Here is a 15,205-nt window from a genome sequence, read left to right on the forward strand (position 1 = left end):
CTTAAACGAAGTGATTGTGCGAGCGTGCGGGGCGTGCCCGAAGCCAACATTTTTACTAAAAAAAGCTAAATTTGACGCATGCCGTTCTACCCTAACGAAGTCATTCAGCAGCTCAAGAGCCAAGCGGACATTTCGCTCGTGATCCAGCAGTTCTTGCCGCTGAAGCGCACGGGTACGAACCGCTACGTGGGCGTATGCCCCTTCCACGACGACCACTCCCCCTCCATGACCGTGAACCCCACGCTCGGCATCTACAAGTGCTTTGCATGCAATGCGGGCGGCGACGTGTTCAAGTTCGTGCAGGAGCACGAGAAAATCGACTTCAACGGCGCCGTGGAATGGGTTGCGAACTTCGTGGGTTTCGACCTCCCGAAATTTACATCGAAGGAAAACGCCGAGGTCACCGAAGAGCGCGCGATGGTGCGCAAGCTCAACGAACTCGCCTGCGAATGGTTCGAGCAGCAGCTCCCGCTCAGCAAGAAGGCTCTCGAGTACCTCAACAAGCGCAACATCAGCGAAAAGACGCGCAAAGAATTCCACATCGGTTACGCTCCCGATGGACGCGAAGGCTTTATCGGCTATGCGGCAAAGAACGGCTTTTCGCCCCGCGACTGCGTGAAGGCGGGCCTTGCCACCGAGAAGAAGAACGGGGGCATCGCCGACAAGTTCCGCGACCGCCTGATGATCGCCATCCAGAACCAGTCGGGAATCGTCGTCGCGTTCGGCGGCCGCGACCTCGCGCCCAAGCAGGAAGGCTTCGAACGCCCCAAGTACATGAACAGCCCGGATACCGCACTCTACAACAAGAGCGAGATCCTTTTCGGGCTCAACCACAGCCGCGCCGCCATCTCCAAGGAGAACGCGGTCATCATCGTCGAGGGCTACTTCGACCTGATGAGCCTCTACCAGGGCGGCGTGCAGAACGTGGTCGCCGCATCGGGCACGGCGCTCACCGAAATTCACGCGAGCATCCTCGCCCGCTACGCGAAAACCGCCTACCTCGTGTTCGACGGCGATGCCGCAGGCCAAAAAGCGACCATGCGCTCGCTAGAAATCGTACTCCCCAAGGGCATCAACCCGAGAATCTTTGCGCTGTCGCGCCCCGACGGTACCAAGATCGACCCCGACAATTTCGTGAACGAACAAGGAGCCGACGCATTCCGCGAAGAGCTCAAGCACGCCGATGACTGGCTCAGCTATCTTGCCCGCAAGACGGACCTCCAGAGTATCGAGTCCAGGGCCAGGTTCGTCACTTACGCAAAGTCTATCGTCAAGAGCATCCAGGACAGCGAACTCAGGAACCAGTACCTAAAGCTCATCGCCGAACGGTTCGACACGTCGCGCTCACTGGATGGCATCCAGAGCATCCGCCCGCAAAGGGCGCCCAAGGTAAGCGTACCGCAGCCGCAACCGGATCCGGAATTCGCGGAATATGGCGAGATGCCCGCAGCTCCGCAGGAAGCCGAAAGTGTCCCGTGGAACGTCCTCGCCCAAGTAGAGACCCGGTTCGCGAATCTCCTCGTGAAAAACCCGACGCTTCTCGACCGTGCCTGCGAATATTTCGACATGGAACTCGCTGCGACCGGCATACAGTTCTTCGAATCCTCCCTCGTCGACGAATTCGTGATGACCGTCATCGCCTTCTACTCCGAAACAGGCACATTTTCCCCGCAGAGCCTCTACGAGCAGCTTTCGCCGTTACAGCAGCAGTTCATGGAAGGGCTTCCTGACGAAGCATGGACCCCGCCGAAAGAAATCTACGAGTTCTACGAGACGCTCCTGGTGCTCACCTCCAGGCTGTGCGACCGGTTCCGCAAAACCATCGACCTCAGCACAAACGAGGGCGTGCAAAAGCGCATCTCGCTGAATACGTTCGTGCAGAACATGCAAAAACTCGAGAACCAGTACCGGAACGGCGCCGTATCCATCGACAATCTCGCCGACCAGCTCATAAAGAGCAAGAAACCCCTTATACAAATCCTAGCCGCCACACAAGGATAAAACCATGTTATCTATCAAGAACCTGAAAGCAAGCATCGAAGACGGAACGCAAATCCTCAAGGGAATCGACCTCGAGGTAAGACCCGGCGAAGTCCATGCCATCATGGGCCCCAACGGCTCGGGCAAGAGTACGCTTTCGAAAGTCATCATGGGCCACCCCGCATACAAGGTGGACGACGGTTCCGTGGAACTCGACGGCAAGAACCTGCTCGAAATGGAAATCAGCGAACGCGCCAATTCCGGGCTCTTCATCAGCACGCAGTATCCGACCGAAATCCCGGGCGTGAACAACGTGGATTTCTTGAAGATGGCGCTCAACAGCAAGCGCGCCTACCTGGGCATGCCCGAAATGAGTGACGACGACTTCAAGAATCTTTGCGAAGAGAAGATGGCCCTCCTCGAAATGGACGAGCGCTACCGCGAACGCGGCGTGAACGACGGCATGAGCGGCGGCGAGAAGAAGAGGAACGAAATCCTGCAGATGGCGATTCTCGACCCGAAGGTAAGCTTCCTCGACGAGACGGATTCCGGCCTCGACATCGACGCGCTCCGCATCGTGGCTAACGGAATCAACCACATCATGGCGCCGGAAAAGGCCGTCATCCTCGTCACCCATTACCAGCGCCTGCTGGACTACATCAAGCCCACCTACGTGCACGTGCTCCGCCACGGAAAGATTATCCTCTCCGGAGGCCCGGAACTCGCCCTCAAGCTCGAAGAACAAGGCTACGACTGGATCGAGGAGAAGTGATGGACGCCATTGCCCGCATCAAGCAACTGGGGATGCCCCGCCGTAACGACGAACTTTGGACATTCTTCCCCGTTTCAAAGATTCCAGCGCCGGAATTCCCCGACGCATGCGCCTGCGAAGAGGACTTTTCGGACGAAATGGATTTTGCAGCCCTCCTGCCCATCGCAAGCAACGCCCGCACGATGGTCCAAAGCATCGCCGACAACGCCGAGGAAATCGCGATGCTCAAATGCAACAACGACTTCGGGCGCACGGTACTCAACATCGGCAAGAACGCGAAGGCAAGCATCGAGATTCTCGACAACAAGGTCCTGCATCCCATATGCGCCGAACGCTTCGACGTGAACGTGGGCGAAGGCGCCGACGTCGAAATCTTCTTCGCGAACCCCGCAAACGACCTCCCGCTCGCCTTCAGGCACTTCCACATCACGCAGGCGGCAGGTTCCCAGGTGCGTTTTGCCTCCATCGAGCGCGGGAACGGCATTAGCCGCGTGAGTATCGACGACTTCCTGAACGCCCCAGGCGCAAAGTTCGAATGCCGCACGCTCAACATGCTCGGCGGCACGGCAGAAAGCCACCACAGGCTGCATATCTACCACAACGCCCCCGAGACAACGAGTACGCAGCTTTCCAGGAACCTGCTCGACGGCAGTTCCCGCGCGAGCTACGACGGCAGCGTCATCGTCGGTGCCAACTGCACCAAGGCTCTATCAAGCCAACTCGTGAACACCATCCTCCTCTCGGGAGACAGCTCCGTCTCCGTAAAGCCCGTGCTCAAGATTTACCACGATGATGTGGAATGCACGCACGGCAATACCGTGGGCGAACTCGATGCAGAACAGATGTTCTACCTCGTGAGCCGCGGAATCCCGCAGGAGACCGCCAAACGGATGCTCATGTCAAGTTTTGCAAAGGAAACGTTCTACCCGCTCCCCGATTCCGTAGGCAAGAAGCGCCTGCTACAGGTCCTCGCCTAAGACCCGCCTACCGCAAAAAAAAAGAAACGCCCCCGTGCATGGGGGACGTTCCTTTGGTAGGATAGATTTTAGGAGGAGTTACGAAAGTGTCTGCAAAAGGTAGAGTGTCACGCCCATGAAGGCGAGCATGAAGTTGGCGAGGAACGTTGTGGAGGCGAGGTCTTTGAAGATTCGTGTCATCATCCGTTATCCCTTTTTGGTTACGGTCACAATATAGAATAGAATATTCCAACTTCAAAGTAATGGAAATCACACTGCGATTTGCGTCACGCGAAATACGAACGGTCCTTGACAAGCGGGAACCAGGTTCCCAATTTTTCGCTACTCCTTCTCGTTCTCGATAATCTTGATGGGTTCGTCCATCATCTTTTCGGCGATGACTTCGGGCGTTTCCTCGGCAACCGCGGCGTTAGATTCCTCGGGCATCCAGGGCTTGTCGAGGCTCTTTTCCCAAGAAACCGTAGGCGCGGGCTGGACTTCGTGCGATGTATCCACCACGGGGAGCCCCAGGAGTTCACGCGCACGGTTGAGCGCGGCGTCGATATTGCCAAGGGCATTCTCTTCGCCAAGCTGTTTCAAGACGCCGGCACGGGTGAGCGCCACCACGGGCTGAGCATGCACGCCACTGAGCAGGAGTTGCGTCCCTTCGCGGTTGCAACGATTCAGCAAGTCTTCAATCATCTGGATACCGGCGGCATCGATGCTTGAAACGCTGCGCATGCGCAAGATAAGGATTTTCGGCTTGTCGGAAATGCGCGCCATCGTGTCCTTGAACTTGTCGACCGCACCGAAGAACAGCGAACCGGCAAGCTCGTACACAACCACGCCCTTCGGCACCTGGCGGCTGAGCTCGTTGTGGGCGGCCTCCTCGTCGTCTTCCTTGAGGGCTTCGGTCACCGTCTCCATCTCGGAAACATCGCTCATGCGCTTGATGAAGAGCACCGCGGCCAGCAGCACACCGACTTCGATAGCCACCGTGAGGTCAATAATCACCGTGAGGAAGAAGGCCACGAGCATCACGATGACGTCGCTCTTCGGGGCCTTGAACATCTTGATGAAGCTCCGGTAGCCGCACATATTGAACGCCACCTGAAAAAGCACTGCAGCAAGCGCCGCCATCGGGATCATTTCGGCATACTTGCCGAGCACGAGCATAATGAGCAGAAGCACCACCGCATGCACAAGGCCCGAAACCGGACTCACTGCGCCGTTACGGATGTTGGTCGCCGTACGGGCAATGGCACCCGTCGCCGGGATACCGCCAAAAATCGGGGAAAGGATATTCGCCACGCCCTGGCCAAAGAGTTCGGTGTTGGAACGGTGCTTGGTAGAGGTCATGCCGTCGGCCACGACCGCAGAAAGCAGGGATTCGATGGCACCAAGGATGGCAATCGTCAAAGCCGGCTGGAACACCTTCTGCATCATCTCGAGGCTGATGTTGGGCAGGTGCGGCATCGGGAAACCGGTCGGGATATGGTTTTTCATGCCGATGGTCACCACGCCGTGGCCCGTAATCGGGTCGTCCCAGCCCAAGACCTTCACCATCACGGTCGCAACGATAATCGCAATCAGGGAACCGGGAACCTTCGTGGTAATTTTCGGCCACAAGATGCATACGGCAAGCGCCACAAGGCCCACGATGACAGCATATATATTAATAGTGTCGAAAGAAGTCGCGTAAAGCTTGATTTTTCCAACCGCATCGGCCGGATCCTTCACCAAAAAGCGGAGTCCGAAGAAATTCGGGACCTGGCCGAGCGCGATGATGATGGCGATACCCGCCGTAAAGCCGACCGTCACCGGGTAAGGGATGAACTTGATGATGGCGCCGAGCTTCGCAATGCCGAAAATGATGAGCAGAATACCCGCAAGGAGCGTCGCGGAAGCAAGGCCGTCGTAGCCGTACTGGGAGACGATGCCGTAGACAATAACAATGAATGCACCGGTAGGGCCGCCAATCTGGAAGCGGGAACCGCCCAGCAAAGAAATCGCAAAACCCGCGATAATCGCCGTGTAGAGGCCCTGTTCGGGACCCACGCCCGAGGCGATGGCGAACGCGATGGCGAGCGGAAGCGCGAGAATGCCCACGATGAGGCCCGACATGAGGTCGCTCACGAAGTTTTTCTTGGTGTAGCCTCGACGCAGTACCCGGACAGATTCAGGGGTAATGGTCGCTTTAACGCCCGATAGGAAATTCTTGAAGGATTCCTTGGCGTGGATATTGGTCATCTGGCACTCCGAGATTGAAGAACGGCGCCAAATTTAGAAAACTTTACAATACCCGTTAAGGGTAAAAAGAAAAAATAATGGAAGACCTTTGCGAAGGCTACAACAGGCCCTTCTTGGCAGACCGCATCAGGTTCTTCACCTGCTTCTTGGAAAGCTGCGGAACCTCGGCGTCCTTCTGGGCCCTAGACTTCGGGGCGCATTCCTCGCAGAAGTGCTTGATGACGGTCCCGTAGCTTGCAGCGCCGTCCATCTTGTCGGCCTGGCGGGAGCGGAACGGCCTCACCAGTGCCTCGCGGTGGCACTTGTCGCAGATACCCATCTTGGGAGCAGCAGGCTCACGGCGCACGTGTTCCTTTTTGTCCTGGTCATGGGTCATTTCCCAGGCACGTTTCTGGGCGGCAATCTTCCTTGCAAATGCGTCATCTAATAGGCTCATATCATCTCCTTGTTTTCTTTAATCTCTTTCAATATACAATCTTGCAGGAAAAGGGAATGCAACGTGATGCACAAAGAAGTGGGTTTCGCCTCGTCCGAATAGAGGCTCCGGGCAAACTTGCCGCGTTCCACCTGTTTTTCCTTGAAAAATTGCGCGTGGCTGGCGAAATCGAGGACCTTGACGCGTCCCGGGAACTCGCTTTCGAAGCCTCGGATGGCCTCGTTAATGACCTCAATCTGGTCGGAAGCATCCGGGAGCAGGTCGCACGGAATGGTCTCGACAAAGATGTCGGACTGGGTCTTACTAACAAGTTCACGGACCAGGTTCCCATAGTTTTCGGCCGTTTTCGCCCCGTTGCCGTGTTCCCCCCTCGTCAAGTCGTGAAGCCCGAGGCCGAGCACGATGCGCCCCGCCTTCTTGCCGATGATATCGGACGCCGCACGCGACAGGAGCTGCGGAAGCAGGAGCGGAATCGGGGAATTGATGGAAAACTGCATGGGGCGGTTGGGCGCCCTGCAAAGGAGCATCTCGGCACAGCGGGTCGCCACTTCGCCCTGTTCGCCGAGCAATTCGTCACCTATGATGAGGATCCTGTTTTCCACGATTATAATCTACTACTTATCGGCGGGTTTGACCACCGAAATTTTCCAAAAATCCGCATTTTTTTCGCGGGAAACGATGCGGCAGCCGTCTGCAACCAGCGCTCCCGGTACATTTTCGATCGGGGAACCCTCGTCAAGGAGTATCGAAAGTTCCCTTCCCGGCGGAAAACCGGCCATCACGAGCCTTGACCGAGCCGCATTCAGGGGGCACTTCACCCCCCGCAGGTCGAGTTCGCCAGGCAAATCCCCCTGCAGGGCTTCCGGCAGAGGTCCGGACTTCGATTTTGCGCAAAAATCGGCAATTTCAGCCTGATGTTCTTCCGGGGACTCTAGCCAGCGGTTGACCGGGACGTCGGGAAGGCGCGCAAGGGCGACACGGGAAAGGGCCTCCGCAGGCGGAACGGGCACCCCCAATCCCCGGCGGAGCCACTCCGCACAAGCAAAGGAAACAAGCCTCGAAAGCGCCTCCGCAAACCCAGCCGAACCGCGGTTCGCCTCCATCCAGCGGACTACCGCCCGAGCATCTGCCTGTTGCCGTTCTTCCATCGTTTCATTCCTTTTATCATAAAAATCTGTTTTTTTCTCAGAAAAATACACAAAAATGATTTTTTTTCAAAAAAGCCTATCCTACCAACTTTTTTAACATAAAAATCGACCTAGAACATAGCAAAGTTTTGGTTCAATTTCTATATTTGGCGCCAAGCATCACAAATGCAAAGGTTTTTGATACGATGAATACATTTCTCCTCTACGCAATGTTCGTAGTATATGTCATCGCCGGTGTGGGTTTGGTGATTTACGGCTTTAGCTGTTATTACAGCATCTACTTGTTCCTCAAAAACAGCCGAACCACGCGACTCACCGACCGCAAAAAGATTCTCAAGTTCTACCGCGAGCACTCCATCAACGACCTCCCGCAGGTCACGACCCAGCTCCCCGTCTTTAACGAGGCGAACTGCGTGGAACGTCTGCTCGACGCTGTCTGCGCCATTGACTACCCCAAGGACAAGCACGAAATCCAGGTTCTGGACGACTCCACCGACGAATGCTACGAAGTGGCGAAGAAGAAGGTGGCCGAACTTGCCGCGAAGGGTTACGATATCAAGCTTATCCACCGCACGAACCGCAAGGAATTCAAGGCCGGCGCCCTCAAGGAAGCCATGGCCGTCGCGAAGGGCGAATTCCTCGCGATTTTCGACGCGGACTTCGTTCCGGAGAAGGACTTCCTCCTCAAGACCATCCCCTACCTGGTGATGGACGACCAGATCGGCCTCGTTCAGGGCCGCTGGGGCCACCTGAACCGCACGGAATCGGGCCTTACGCTCGCCCAGTCCATCGGTATCGACGGCCACTTCGTTATCGAGCAGTCCGCCCGTAGCTGGGGCAAGCTGTTCATGAACTTCAACGGTACCGCAGGCGTGTGGCGCAAGCAGGCTATTTACGACGGTGGCGGCTGGGAAGGCGACACCCTGACCGAAGACATGGACCTCTCCTACCGCAGCCAGCTCGCCGGTTGGAAGATGAAGTTCGTGTTCGACGTGATTGTGCCGGCAGAACTCCCGAACGACATCAACGCCTACAAGGCACAGCAGTTCCGCTGGGCCCGCGGTTCCATCCAGACGGCCATCAAGATTCTGCCGCGCGTGTGGAAGGCGAAGGTTCCGCTCCGCATTAAGATTGGCGCGTTCCTGCACACCACGCACTACTCCATTCACCCCTGCATGCTGTTTACCGCCCTCTGCGCCTGGCCGCTTCTCGCGTTCTTCGAACCGGTCGCGCACTTGCCCAGCTGGGCCTACACCATCGGCTTCAGTTTCATTTTCCTCGCCGCTATCGCTCCTTCCGTCCTTTACTTCGTTGCACAGCGCTGCTCGGGCTACACCGGCTGGAAAATCCGCATGCTGAGCCTCCCCATCTTGATGGCGCTTGGCGTGGGCATCGCCGTGAACAACACGCGTGCCGTGTTCGGTGCCGTGACCGGCGTGAAGGGCAGCTTTGTCCGCACCCCGAAGAGCGGCGGGTCCAAGAAGAAGGCGAAGAGCCACTACGCACAGAAGTTCCCCTGGATGGCCGTCCTCGAACTTGCCGTGGGCGTCTACTGCATCTTCGGTCTTCTGGAATACATCGGCGCACAGAAGTTCATTATCGGACCGTTCCTCGCCCTCTATGCGGTGGGCTTCCTCTCCGTGGGCGTCCTGAGCTTTATGCACTTTATCGGCAACATCATCGAAGTGCACAAGGCCCGCAAGGAACACGGCAACGTCGAAGAGCAGGAATCGTAATCCGCTACAAACGATTTGCATCAGGGCATCCGCGAAGTTCGCGGATGCTTTTTTGCATTTCTCGGACTTTCGCATCGAACATCAACGAATGCGAAGAAAGCGCGTAGGCGTAGTCGCGAAGCCCTTTTCCGTAAGCCCCGAGCGAAAGCGAGACCAGGACTCCGGCAAGAGCGAGAGCCACCATCAGTTCCATCAACGTAAATCCACGGTGCACCGCAGCAACCTCCTGAAAACGTAGGGTTCCGCGCGAACTTCCACCCACTGGAATCCGCCCATGCCGAGCGTCCACGATTGCAAGACGCTAAACCCGCCACCGCATGCAGGGGCAGGGCATGCAAACAAGATGTCGGAGCAACGCTCCGGAGCGGAGATTCGTCGTTCCAAGTAGGATATAGCCTCTACCACAGCATCTGCCCGGGACTTTTCTCGAGCCGACATCCGGGCGAAAGCGGCCGGGAAAAATGAAATGGCGGCAAGCCCCGACGCAAGCACGGCAAAGGCGACAAGGATTTCCATCAGGGTGAATCCGCATGTCCGGTTCATGGTTCAAACCTCCGGCGGAACACCATACGGTCACCATCGAGCACGACCGGCAACAACGCAAAAGACGAATCCGTCACCGGCCCCGGATACGACGCACCCAAAAGATTTTTTTTGTCTTCGATATCGACGCTACCTCCGGGGGATGCAATCACGCCCTCGAAGAGGGCGTGACCGGCGAGCTCGGCGCGGCTGTCGCCCGACCCGAGCGACACCGCGACGCACGGGAATATCCCGTGCGCACGGCCCGCGATGCGGAGCCCATCGCGGCCGTAGAGCCCGCCGGAAAAGCTGAATTCAGACTTAACTTCCACAAACGCATCGCTCACAAGTTCGAGGTAGGCGACCGAGACTCGCCCCCCGAGTTCGACATTGCCGCGCGCAAATATGCGGAGCGTATCGAACGTCGCGCTCCCCTTTACCGCTACATTCCCGTCCACGTCGAAGGAGGCGCTCCGGACTCGTCCATCCAGGTCCAAATAAAGGTCCCCGTCCTGTATCCGGAACGCGGCCGAAGAATCGAGCGTAAAGAAGCGCCGGTTCCCCGACAAATGCCGCAGGCGCAAGTCGCCTGCAATCCCTTCGCGCACCCCACGGCGCAAGTTCTGGACAACCAGCATCCAGTCCTCGAAACGGAACCTCGCGAACTTCGACCCGTACAGGGCACAAACTTTCGATGGCTCCAGCAACGAATCGCCCGGAACCGGAGCGCACACCCTTCCCCACAAGGTTCCCTCTTCGGATTCTATGGCCACTTCCCCATGCGGCAAGCCGTGAAGAAAAGCGACAATCGCCGACTCTGCCGCATAGATGCCACCCGCCTCCCGTGCGACCCTGTCCGCGTAGCGGCGCAGATTTCCCGAGGCATGCAGCAGTCCCTGGAAGAGGATTCCCAGCGAAAGCAAAATAATCAACACGAACGGCAAGACGAAACCCCTACATCCCATTTTCCACCTCCACGATACGGCCGCCGCAGGCAAGCGACACCTTAGAACCGCCGATGGATTCCACCCGGAAATTTCCAAGAGAATCACCCGTCCGAAACCAAGCCATTCGTCCATCTTCCATCTCGACCCGGACAAGCCTGCCGCCGACAATTCCACGAATCTTGAACAGCACAAGGCATGCGGGCGAATCCGGGAACGACGCTTCCGGAGAATCCACCTTCATAACCCGGACGCCATCCTTGCCCCTTGACATACCCATCGGATGATCAACGACGGTGATTTCCGGGGCGACCGACAAGGACGGGGCCGCCATGTCGACTTTTGCAACATTCTCTCCGCTCCCGCGCCAAACAAAGGAAAAAAAGAGAGCAACAGCGAATGTCGCCGCAAAGGCGAGACGCCATTTCGCCCGAGGCTTGATTCCATCGAACAAGTCCAGGTCGTAATCCTTCCAGAACGGGTCCCTGGATGCCGCCTTGAGAAGCGCCTTTCTCTGCGAATCCGAAAATTCCCTTGATTCCACAAAGACCTTCCGCCACGATTCCGCCCGCGAGAACAGGTCATCACGCATCAGGAACTCGTCAAAACGTTCAAGGCGTTCCTCCGCAGTCGCATTGTCGTGCGCCACTTCCTCCGTCCAATGGCACAGCCGCCCCTCAAAAAAGACAAGGATGTAAAGCGTCGATTCCGCAAGCACCGCATAGCGCAAGTTCCCGAAGCCATCGTTTGTCCGCATCAGCGCATCGGCAGCACCGTAAAGCATCGCCGTCTGCGGGAGCACCCGGTCAAAATGCCGCCTGAGACATTCTACGTCTTTTTCGGGAAGCGCCACCAGGAACCGGTGCCGACGCCCGCCCGAACTGTTGAAGCCCACCATCTCCCTGCAAACAGGATTGCGGTCCCTAAGCGTTTCCGGAAAATCTTCACGGAGCCATTGCAGCAATTTTTCATGGGACACGTCCGAATCAAAATTCGTCACAAGTTCCCAAGTCCACAGGCGGGCTCCAACAAAAGCAACACGTTCCAGCATCAGAAATTCACCTCGGGCGTGATGAATATGGCCAGTTCGCTCTCGTCTTCGACCTCGCTCACGTAACTGAAAAGCCTGCCGATAAGCGGGATGCTACCGAGGAACGGCACCGCCGTGCGCACCTCCGACTTGCCCTTCCGTACGAGGCCGCCCAGGCAAAGTGTCTCGCCGTTTTTCAAGGTGACGGTCGTCTTCAGGTTTCGCGTGCTGATATCGCGCGGGCCATCGCCGCTCGAGCGCCCCGCCGTCTTGATTTCGGGCGAAATGTTCAGCGTGATGCTCCCGCCCTGCGTGACCGTCGGCGTGATTTCAAGCGAGATTCCGTCATTGAAACTGCGGTAATCCGTAATCGGGTAGCCGTCGGCGGATACCTGACTCACCAGGTAATAGACCGTGTTCGTCACGTTGAGTTCCGCCTTGTTCCCGTTGAGCGTCGTGAGCCGCGGGCGCGCAAGAACCTCGGCCCTGTTGTTCTCTTCCATCGCGGAAAGTTCCATCTCGAAACGCGCCGGCAGAATCCCGATTTTCCCGAACGCGCCCGAAGCGGAAACGTCCTTCCCCATAAAGTCCCAGAACCCGCGCACGCCCAGGTCGTTCTCGCCCGTCTTGCGCGTAGAACCGCTGTGAAGCCCGATTTCGAAATTGCGCCCGCGCTTGAGCTCCACGATTACGCACGAGATGGTCACCTGCATGGCAGCCCTGTCTAGTTTCTCGAGAATTGCGGTTGCATCCGCGATTTCGGAAGGAGACCCGCGAAGCATTAGAGCATTCTGTTCCTTCACCTCCGACACGACAAGCCCCGAACCCGGCAACAACTTGGAAAGTTGCGGCACGAGGGCCTCCGGCGTCGTTGCCTTCAGCGGGTAAAGTTCCGTACGCGAAAGCACGTTTTTCGCCCCGCGTTCTGTTACAAACAAAGTATTCGAATCGAGTGCATAGGTGTAGCGGCTCCCGCGAAAGAGCGACTGCAGGAGATTCGCAAGCGGTTCGCGTTCAAAACGCATCTGCAAGCTCTCGCGCACGTCTCCGTACAGCACCAGATTGAGGTTCGATACCCGCGAAAGTTCCTTGAGGAACACGTCCAGCGGGGTGCCGTCCAGTTCTACCGTATAGAGCGAGTCGTCCTGAACGATATCCGGCACGGAATTTGCGCCCGCGGGCGAAGCGCCGTTCGCACCCGCGCCATTCGGGCCCGAGCCACCCGCAACACCCGCGGGCGAATTGCGTGCGCGTTCCACACGGAAGCAGTCCGCATCGCGCCTCACGCGGAAACCGTGCGATTCGAGCAGCACCCGGAGCGCAATCCCGGGCGGTACGGATTCCAGCCGGCCGCTCACGGGACCCGCGACATCGGGCGAAGCCACCACGTTCAGTCCCGTATTCGCGGAAAAATCCCGAATAAACTCGCGAACGTCGCGCTCCCGCACGTCGAGCGACACGAGCGAATCCGCGACCCGGAAAAAATTCTCGCCACGTTCCAGCCGTTTGCGGATATGGAAGACCGTTCCGTCGCGAATGAGTTCCAGCCCGAGGGTAGAACACAACGACGTGAGCCCCTCCAGCAGCCCGACGCCATCGAGGTGGAACGTGACACGCGCCTCCGCACCGACGTCCACAAGCACGGGCACCCCGTAGGCAAGCGACACCGAGCGGGCGACATCCTGCAGGCTCGCATCCACGAAATCAAGCGAAACCTTGTCGGGCACGTCGCGCTCAGCGCACCACGCGCGCCCCAGGCAAAGAAGTAAAATAATAACGAGGCAAGCTACCGCGGGCATAAAGCATCCGCGACTTTCCTCCGCATTTTTGCGAGGCACAATCGTCCCCTAGATTTTAACACTATAATAAAAGGGCGTCACTCGACAGCCGACAAAACCCGAAAACGGGTTTAGCCTAATCTACAAAATAAGAACCGGAAAAACAAGTCCCTACAGATTTTTTTCAAATTCCCTTAAAAGGGCACGGCCTTCTTCCCATTCGCCGAGGTTCGAAAGCGCATTGATATGGCCCTTGCGCCCCACGTCGAAAAACAGGGAACCCCAGGAATCCGCAAACTGACGCGCACGCTCGATGGTCACGTACTCGTCGTTCTGGCTTGCGACAACGCACGAGGGCACGGGCAACTTTTCCAGGGGCATCGGCGCGAAATCCTCGACAATATCAATCACGTCGATATCGGCCGGAGCGACAAGGAACACGCCCTTGACTTTTGCCGGAACGGCACCTTCCGTCGCCTTCTTCATCAGCCAGAGGACCGTCGTCGCAACCCCCAGACTGTGCGAAACGAGAACCGTATCGGACTCGAGTGCGGCCACCGTCCTGTCGAGCGTATCGACCCACTCAGCCTTGTGCGGGTGTTCCCAGTCATACTGTTCAACGCGGCTTGCATCGGGCATGTTGTTCGCCCAATAAGTCTGCCAGTGAGTGGGGCCAGAATTGCTGTAACCGGGAACAATCAGATAATGCATCAAGAACCTTGTTGAATTACATGCTCACGAACTTGCGCATGCTTAGGATAGCAGTGAGTACGCTGAGGGCCAGACTTACAAGCAACGTAACCGCGGGAATGAAAAGCCCGACCAGGAACGTCTCGTGGAAAACCTGCACCAGCAAGAGAAGCGGCACCACGACGAACAGCGAGAACTGCGTTGCCGCGCGGACCGTCTTTACGCGGAGGGAAAGCACCAGCGAGAACGATGTCGTGAGAAGCACAGCAGAGACGGCCCCGAGAATCGAGGCAATCGCCGCAGTCGATGGAATCTCGGGATGCGCCAACCAGTAGGCCACCTGCGCCAAGATAGCAAACAGCACCGGGAACGGGAGGATTGCCAGGAGCTTGCCCCAGAAAAGCTTTGCCGGAGCAATCGGAGAAAGCTGCAGGAGTTCGAGCGAATTGCGCTCGCGTTCACCCGCGAAAGAATCACCCGCAAGGGGCGAACCCATCGGGGCCATGAGGCAACCGAGCAGGAGCATCATGTAGCCTTCCATGCCCTGCATAATCTGCCCGCCGTAACGCGAAACCGCAATCGCCTGGCTCGCCGCGAGAATCACCGGCGGGATGATGAAGGGAACCCAAAAACGCGGGTCCCTAAAAATCAGGCGGATTTCGTGTCTAAAGACAAGGAGCATAATTTCGCGACTAAAAATACAATTATTCGTGCAAAGAGCGGGCTAACGTGCGCCAAAAACATTTGTTTTCGCTTGCGAAATTGGCAAGAACATTTCAAAGGAAGACCGCAGGGACTAACAGTCACAAGGGCTTCTTCCCGCCGCTCATCTCACAACCTGCAACAAAAAGCAACAAACGCTTGTTTGCTGGAGCCATCGTCATTGATTGACGAAGGCGCGCGCTCCGCTAAGCGAACACTGGAACGAAGTGATTGTGCGAGCGTGCGAAGTGCCGCCGAAGT

At 57.3% G+C, this 15,205-nt stretch carries 15 protein-coding genes; 4 read left to right on the forward strand and 11 right to left on the reverse strand.

Going from position 1 to position 15,205, the window contains the following annotated elements; all coding sequences use genetic code 11:
• The first annotated feature begins 78 nt into the window (after window positions 1–78).
• Genes dnaG through B2952_RS08660 form a run of 3 tightly spaced genes read left to right on the forward strand, consistent with a single transcriptional unit; the run spans window position 79 to window position 3,729 of the window.
• Window positions 79–2,001 carry a DNA primase gene (dnaG, locus tag B2952_RS08650; RefSeq protein WP_290734403.1) on the forward strand — a complete coding sequence of 641 codons (1,923 nt, stop codon included), beginning with the start codon at window positions 79–81 and terminating at the stop codon, window positions 1,999–2,001.
• A 4-nt stretch (window positions 2,002–2,005) separates the two neighbouring features.
• On the forward strand, window positions 2,006–2,752 hold the full coding sequence (gene sufC / locus B2952_RS08655; protein ID WP_290723075.1) for a Fe-S cluster assembly ATPase SufC: 747 nt from the start codon (window positions 2,006–2,008) through the stop codon (window positions 2,750–2,752).
• Window positions 2,752–3,729, forward strand: coding sequence for a SufB/SufD family protein (locus tag B2952_RS08660; RefSeq protein WP_290734401.1), 978 nt, complete (start codon window positions 2,752–2,754; stop codon window positions 3,727–3,729). The genes sufC and B2952_RS08660 overlap by 1 nt, the downstream gene beginning before the upstream one ends.
• Before the next feature lie 321 nt (window positions 3,730–4,050).
• Here the strand turns inward: B2952_RS08660 and B2952_RS08665 are convergent, their stop codons facing one another.
• The 4 genes from B2952_RS08665 to B2952_RS08680 form a co-directional block, all read right to left on the reverse strand.
• Window positions 4,051–5,958 carry a SulP family inorganic anion transporter gene (locus B2952_RS08665; protein ID WP_290734399.1) on the reverse strand — a complete coding sequence of 636 codons (1,908 nt, stop codon included), beginning with the start codon at window positions 5,956–5,958 and terminating at the stop codon, window positions 4,051–4,053.
• Window positions 5,959–6,055: 97 nt separating this feature from the next.
• Complete coding sequence (locus B2952_RS08670; RefSeq protein WP_173366135.1) at window positions 6,056–6,394, reverse strand: hypothetical protein; 339 nt, start codon at window positions 6,392–6,394, stop codon at window positions 6,056–6,058.
• The gene (locus B2952_RS08675; RefSeq protein WP_173366136.1) at window positions 6,391–6,996 is read right to left on the reverse strand and encodes a hypothetical protein; all 606 of its coding nucleotides are present in this window, start codon (window positions 6,994–6,996) and stop codon (window positions 6,391–6,393) included. The genes B2952_RS08670 and B2952_RS08675 overlap by 4 nt, the downstream gene beginning before the upstream one ends.
• A 12-nt stretch (window positions 6,997–7,008) precedes the next feature.
• Window positions 7,009–7,542 carry a sulfurtransferase TusA family protein gene (locus B2952_RS08680; protein ID WP_290723083.1) on the reverse strand — a complete coding sequence of 178 codons (534 nt, stop codon included), beginning with the start codon at window positions 7,540–7,542 and terminating at the stop codon, window positions 7,009–7,011.
• A 185-nt stretch (window positions 7,543–7,727) separates the two neighbouring features.
• On the opposite strand from B2952_RS08680, the gene B2952_RS08685 reads away from it, so the two are divergent.
• On the forward strand, window positions 7,728–9,278 hold the full coding sequence (locus tag B2952_RS08685) for a glycosyltransferase (RefSeq protein WP_173381265.1): 1,551 nt from the start codon (window positions 7,728–7,730) through the stop codon (window positions 9,276–9,278).
• Between the two features lie 4 nt (window positions 9,279–9,282).
• Here B2952_RS08685 and B2952_RS08690 read toward each other — a convergent pair whose 3' ends face one another.
• The 7 genes from B2952_RS08690 to B2952_RS08720 all read right to left on the reverse strand — a co-directional run bounded on the left by B2952_RS08690 (window position 9,283) and on the right by B2952_RS08720 (window position 14,924).
• Window positions 9,283–9,492 carry a prepilin-type N-terminal cleavage/methylation domain-containing protein gene (locus B2952_RS08690; protein WP_290723088.1) on the reverse strand — a complete coding sequence of 70 codons (210 nt, stop codon included), beginning with the start codon at window positions 9,490–9,492 and terminating at the stop codon, window positions 9,283–9,285.
• The gene (locus tag B2952_RS08695; RefSeq protein WP_290728915.1) at window positions 9,471–9,821 is read right to left on the reverse strand and encodes a type II secretion system protein; all 351 of its coding nucleotides are present in this window, start codon (window positions 9,819–9,821) and stop codon (window positions 9,471–9,473) included. The genes B2952_RS08690 and B2952_RS08695 overlap by 22 nt, the downstream gene beginning before the upstream one ends.
• Window positions 9,818–10,765 carry a hypothetical protein gene (locus B2952_RS08700; protein ID WP_290728917.1) on the reverse strand — a complete coding sequence of 316 codons (948 nt, stop codon included), beginning with the start codon at window positions 10,763–10,765 and terminating at the stop codon, window positions 9,818–9,820. The genes B2952_RS08695 and B2952_RS08700 overlap by 4 nt, the downstream gene beginning before the upstream one ends.
• Window positions 10,755–11,795 carry a hypothetical protein gene (locus tag B2952_RS08705; RefSeq protein WP_173381269.1) on the reverse strand — a complete coding sequence of 347 codons (1,041 nt, stop codon included), beginning with the start codon at window positions 11,793–11,795 and terminating at the stop codon, window positions 10,755–10,757. Before B2952_RS08705 ends, B2952_RS08700 begins: the two co-directional genes overlap by 11 nt.
• Window positions 11,795–13,573: a type II secretion system protein GspD gene (locus B2952_RS08710; RefSeq protein ID WP_290728919.1), complete on the reverse strand. Its 1,779-nt coding sequence runs from the start codon at window positions 13,571–13,573 to the stop codon at window positions 11,795–11,797. Before B2952_RS08710 ends, B2952_RS08705 begins: the two co-directional genes overlap by 1 nt.
• A 150-nt stretch (window positions 13,574–13,723) precedes the next feature.
• The gene (locus B2952_RS08715; RefSeq protein ID WP_290728921.1) at window positions 13,724–14,263 is read right to left on the reverse strand and encodes an RBBP9/YdeN family alpha/beta hydrolase; all 540 of its coding nucleotides are present in this window, start codon (window positions 14,261–14,263) and stop codon (window positions 13,724–13,726) included.
• A 16-nt stretch (window positions 14,264–14,279) separates the two neighbouring features.
• Window positions 14,280–14,924 (reverse strand): ABC transporter permease, encoded by a 645-nt coding sequence (locus B2952_RS08720; RefSeq protein WP_290728923.1) that lies wholly within the window; start codon window positions 14,922–14,924, stop codon window positions 14,280–14,282.
• Between the last annotated feature and the right edge of the window lie 281 nt (window positions 14,925–15,205).

Origin of the sequence: Fibrobacter sp. UBA7003, assembly GCA_002449765.1 — a bacterium.
Taxonomy (GTDB): domain Bacteria; phylum Fibrobacterota; class Fibrobacteria; order Fibrobacterales; family Fibrobacteraceae; genus Fibrobacter.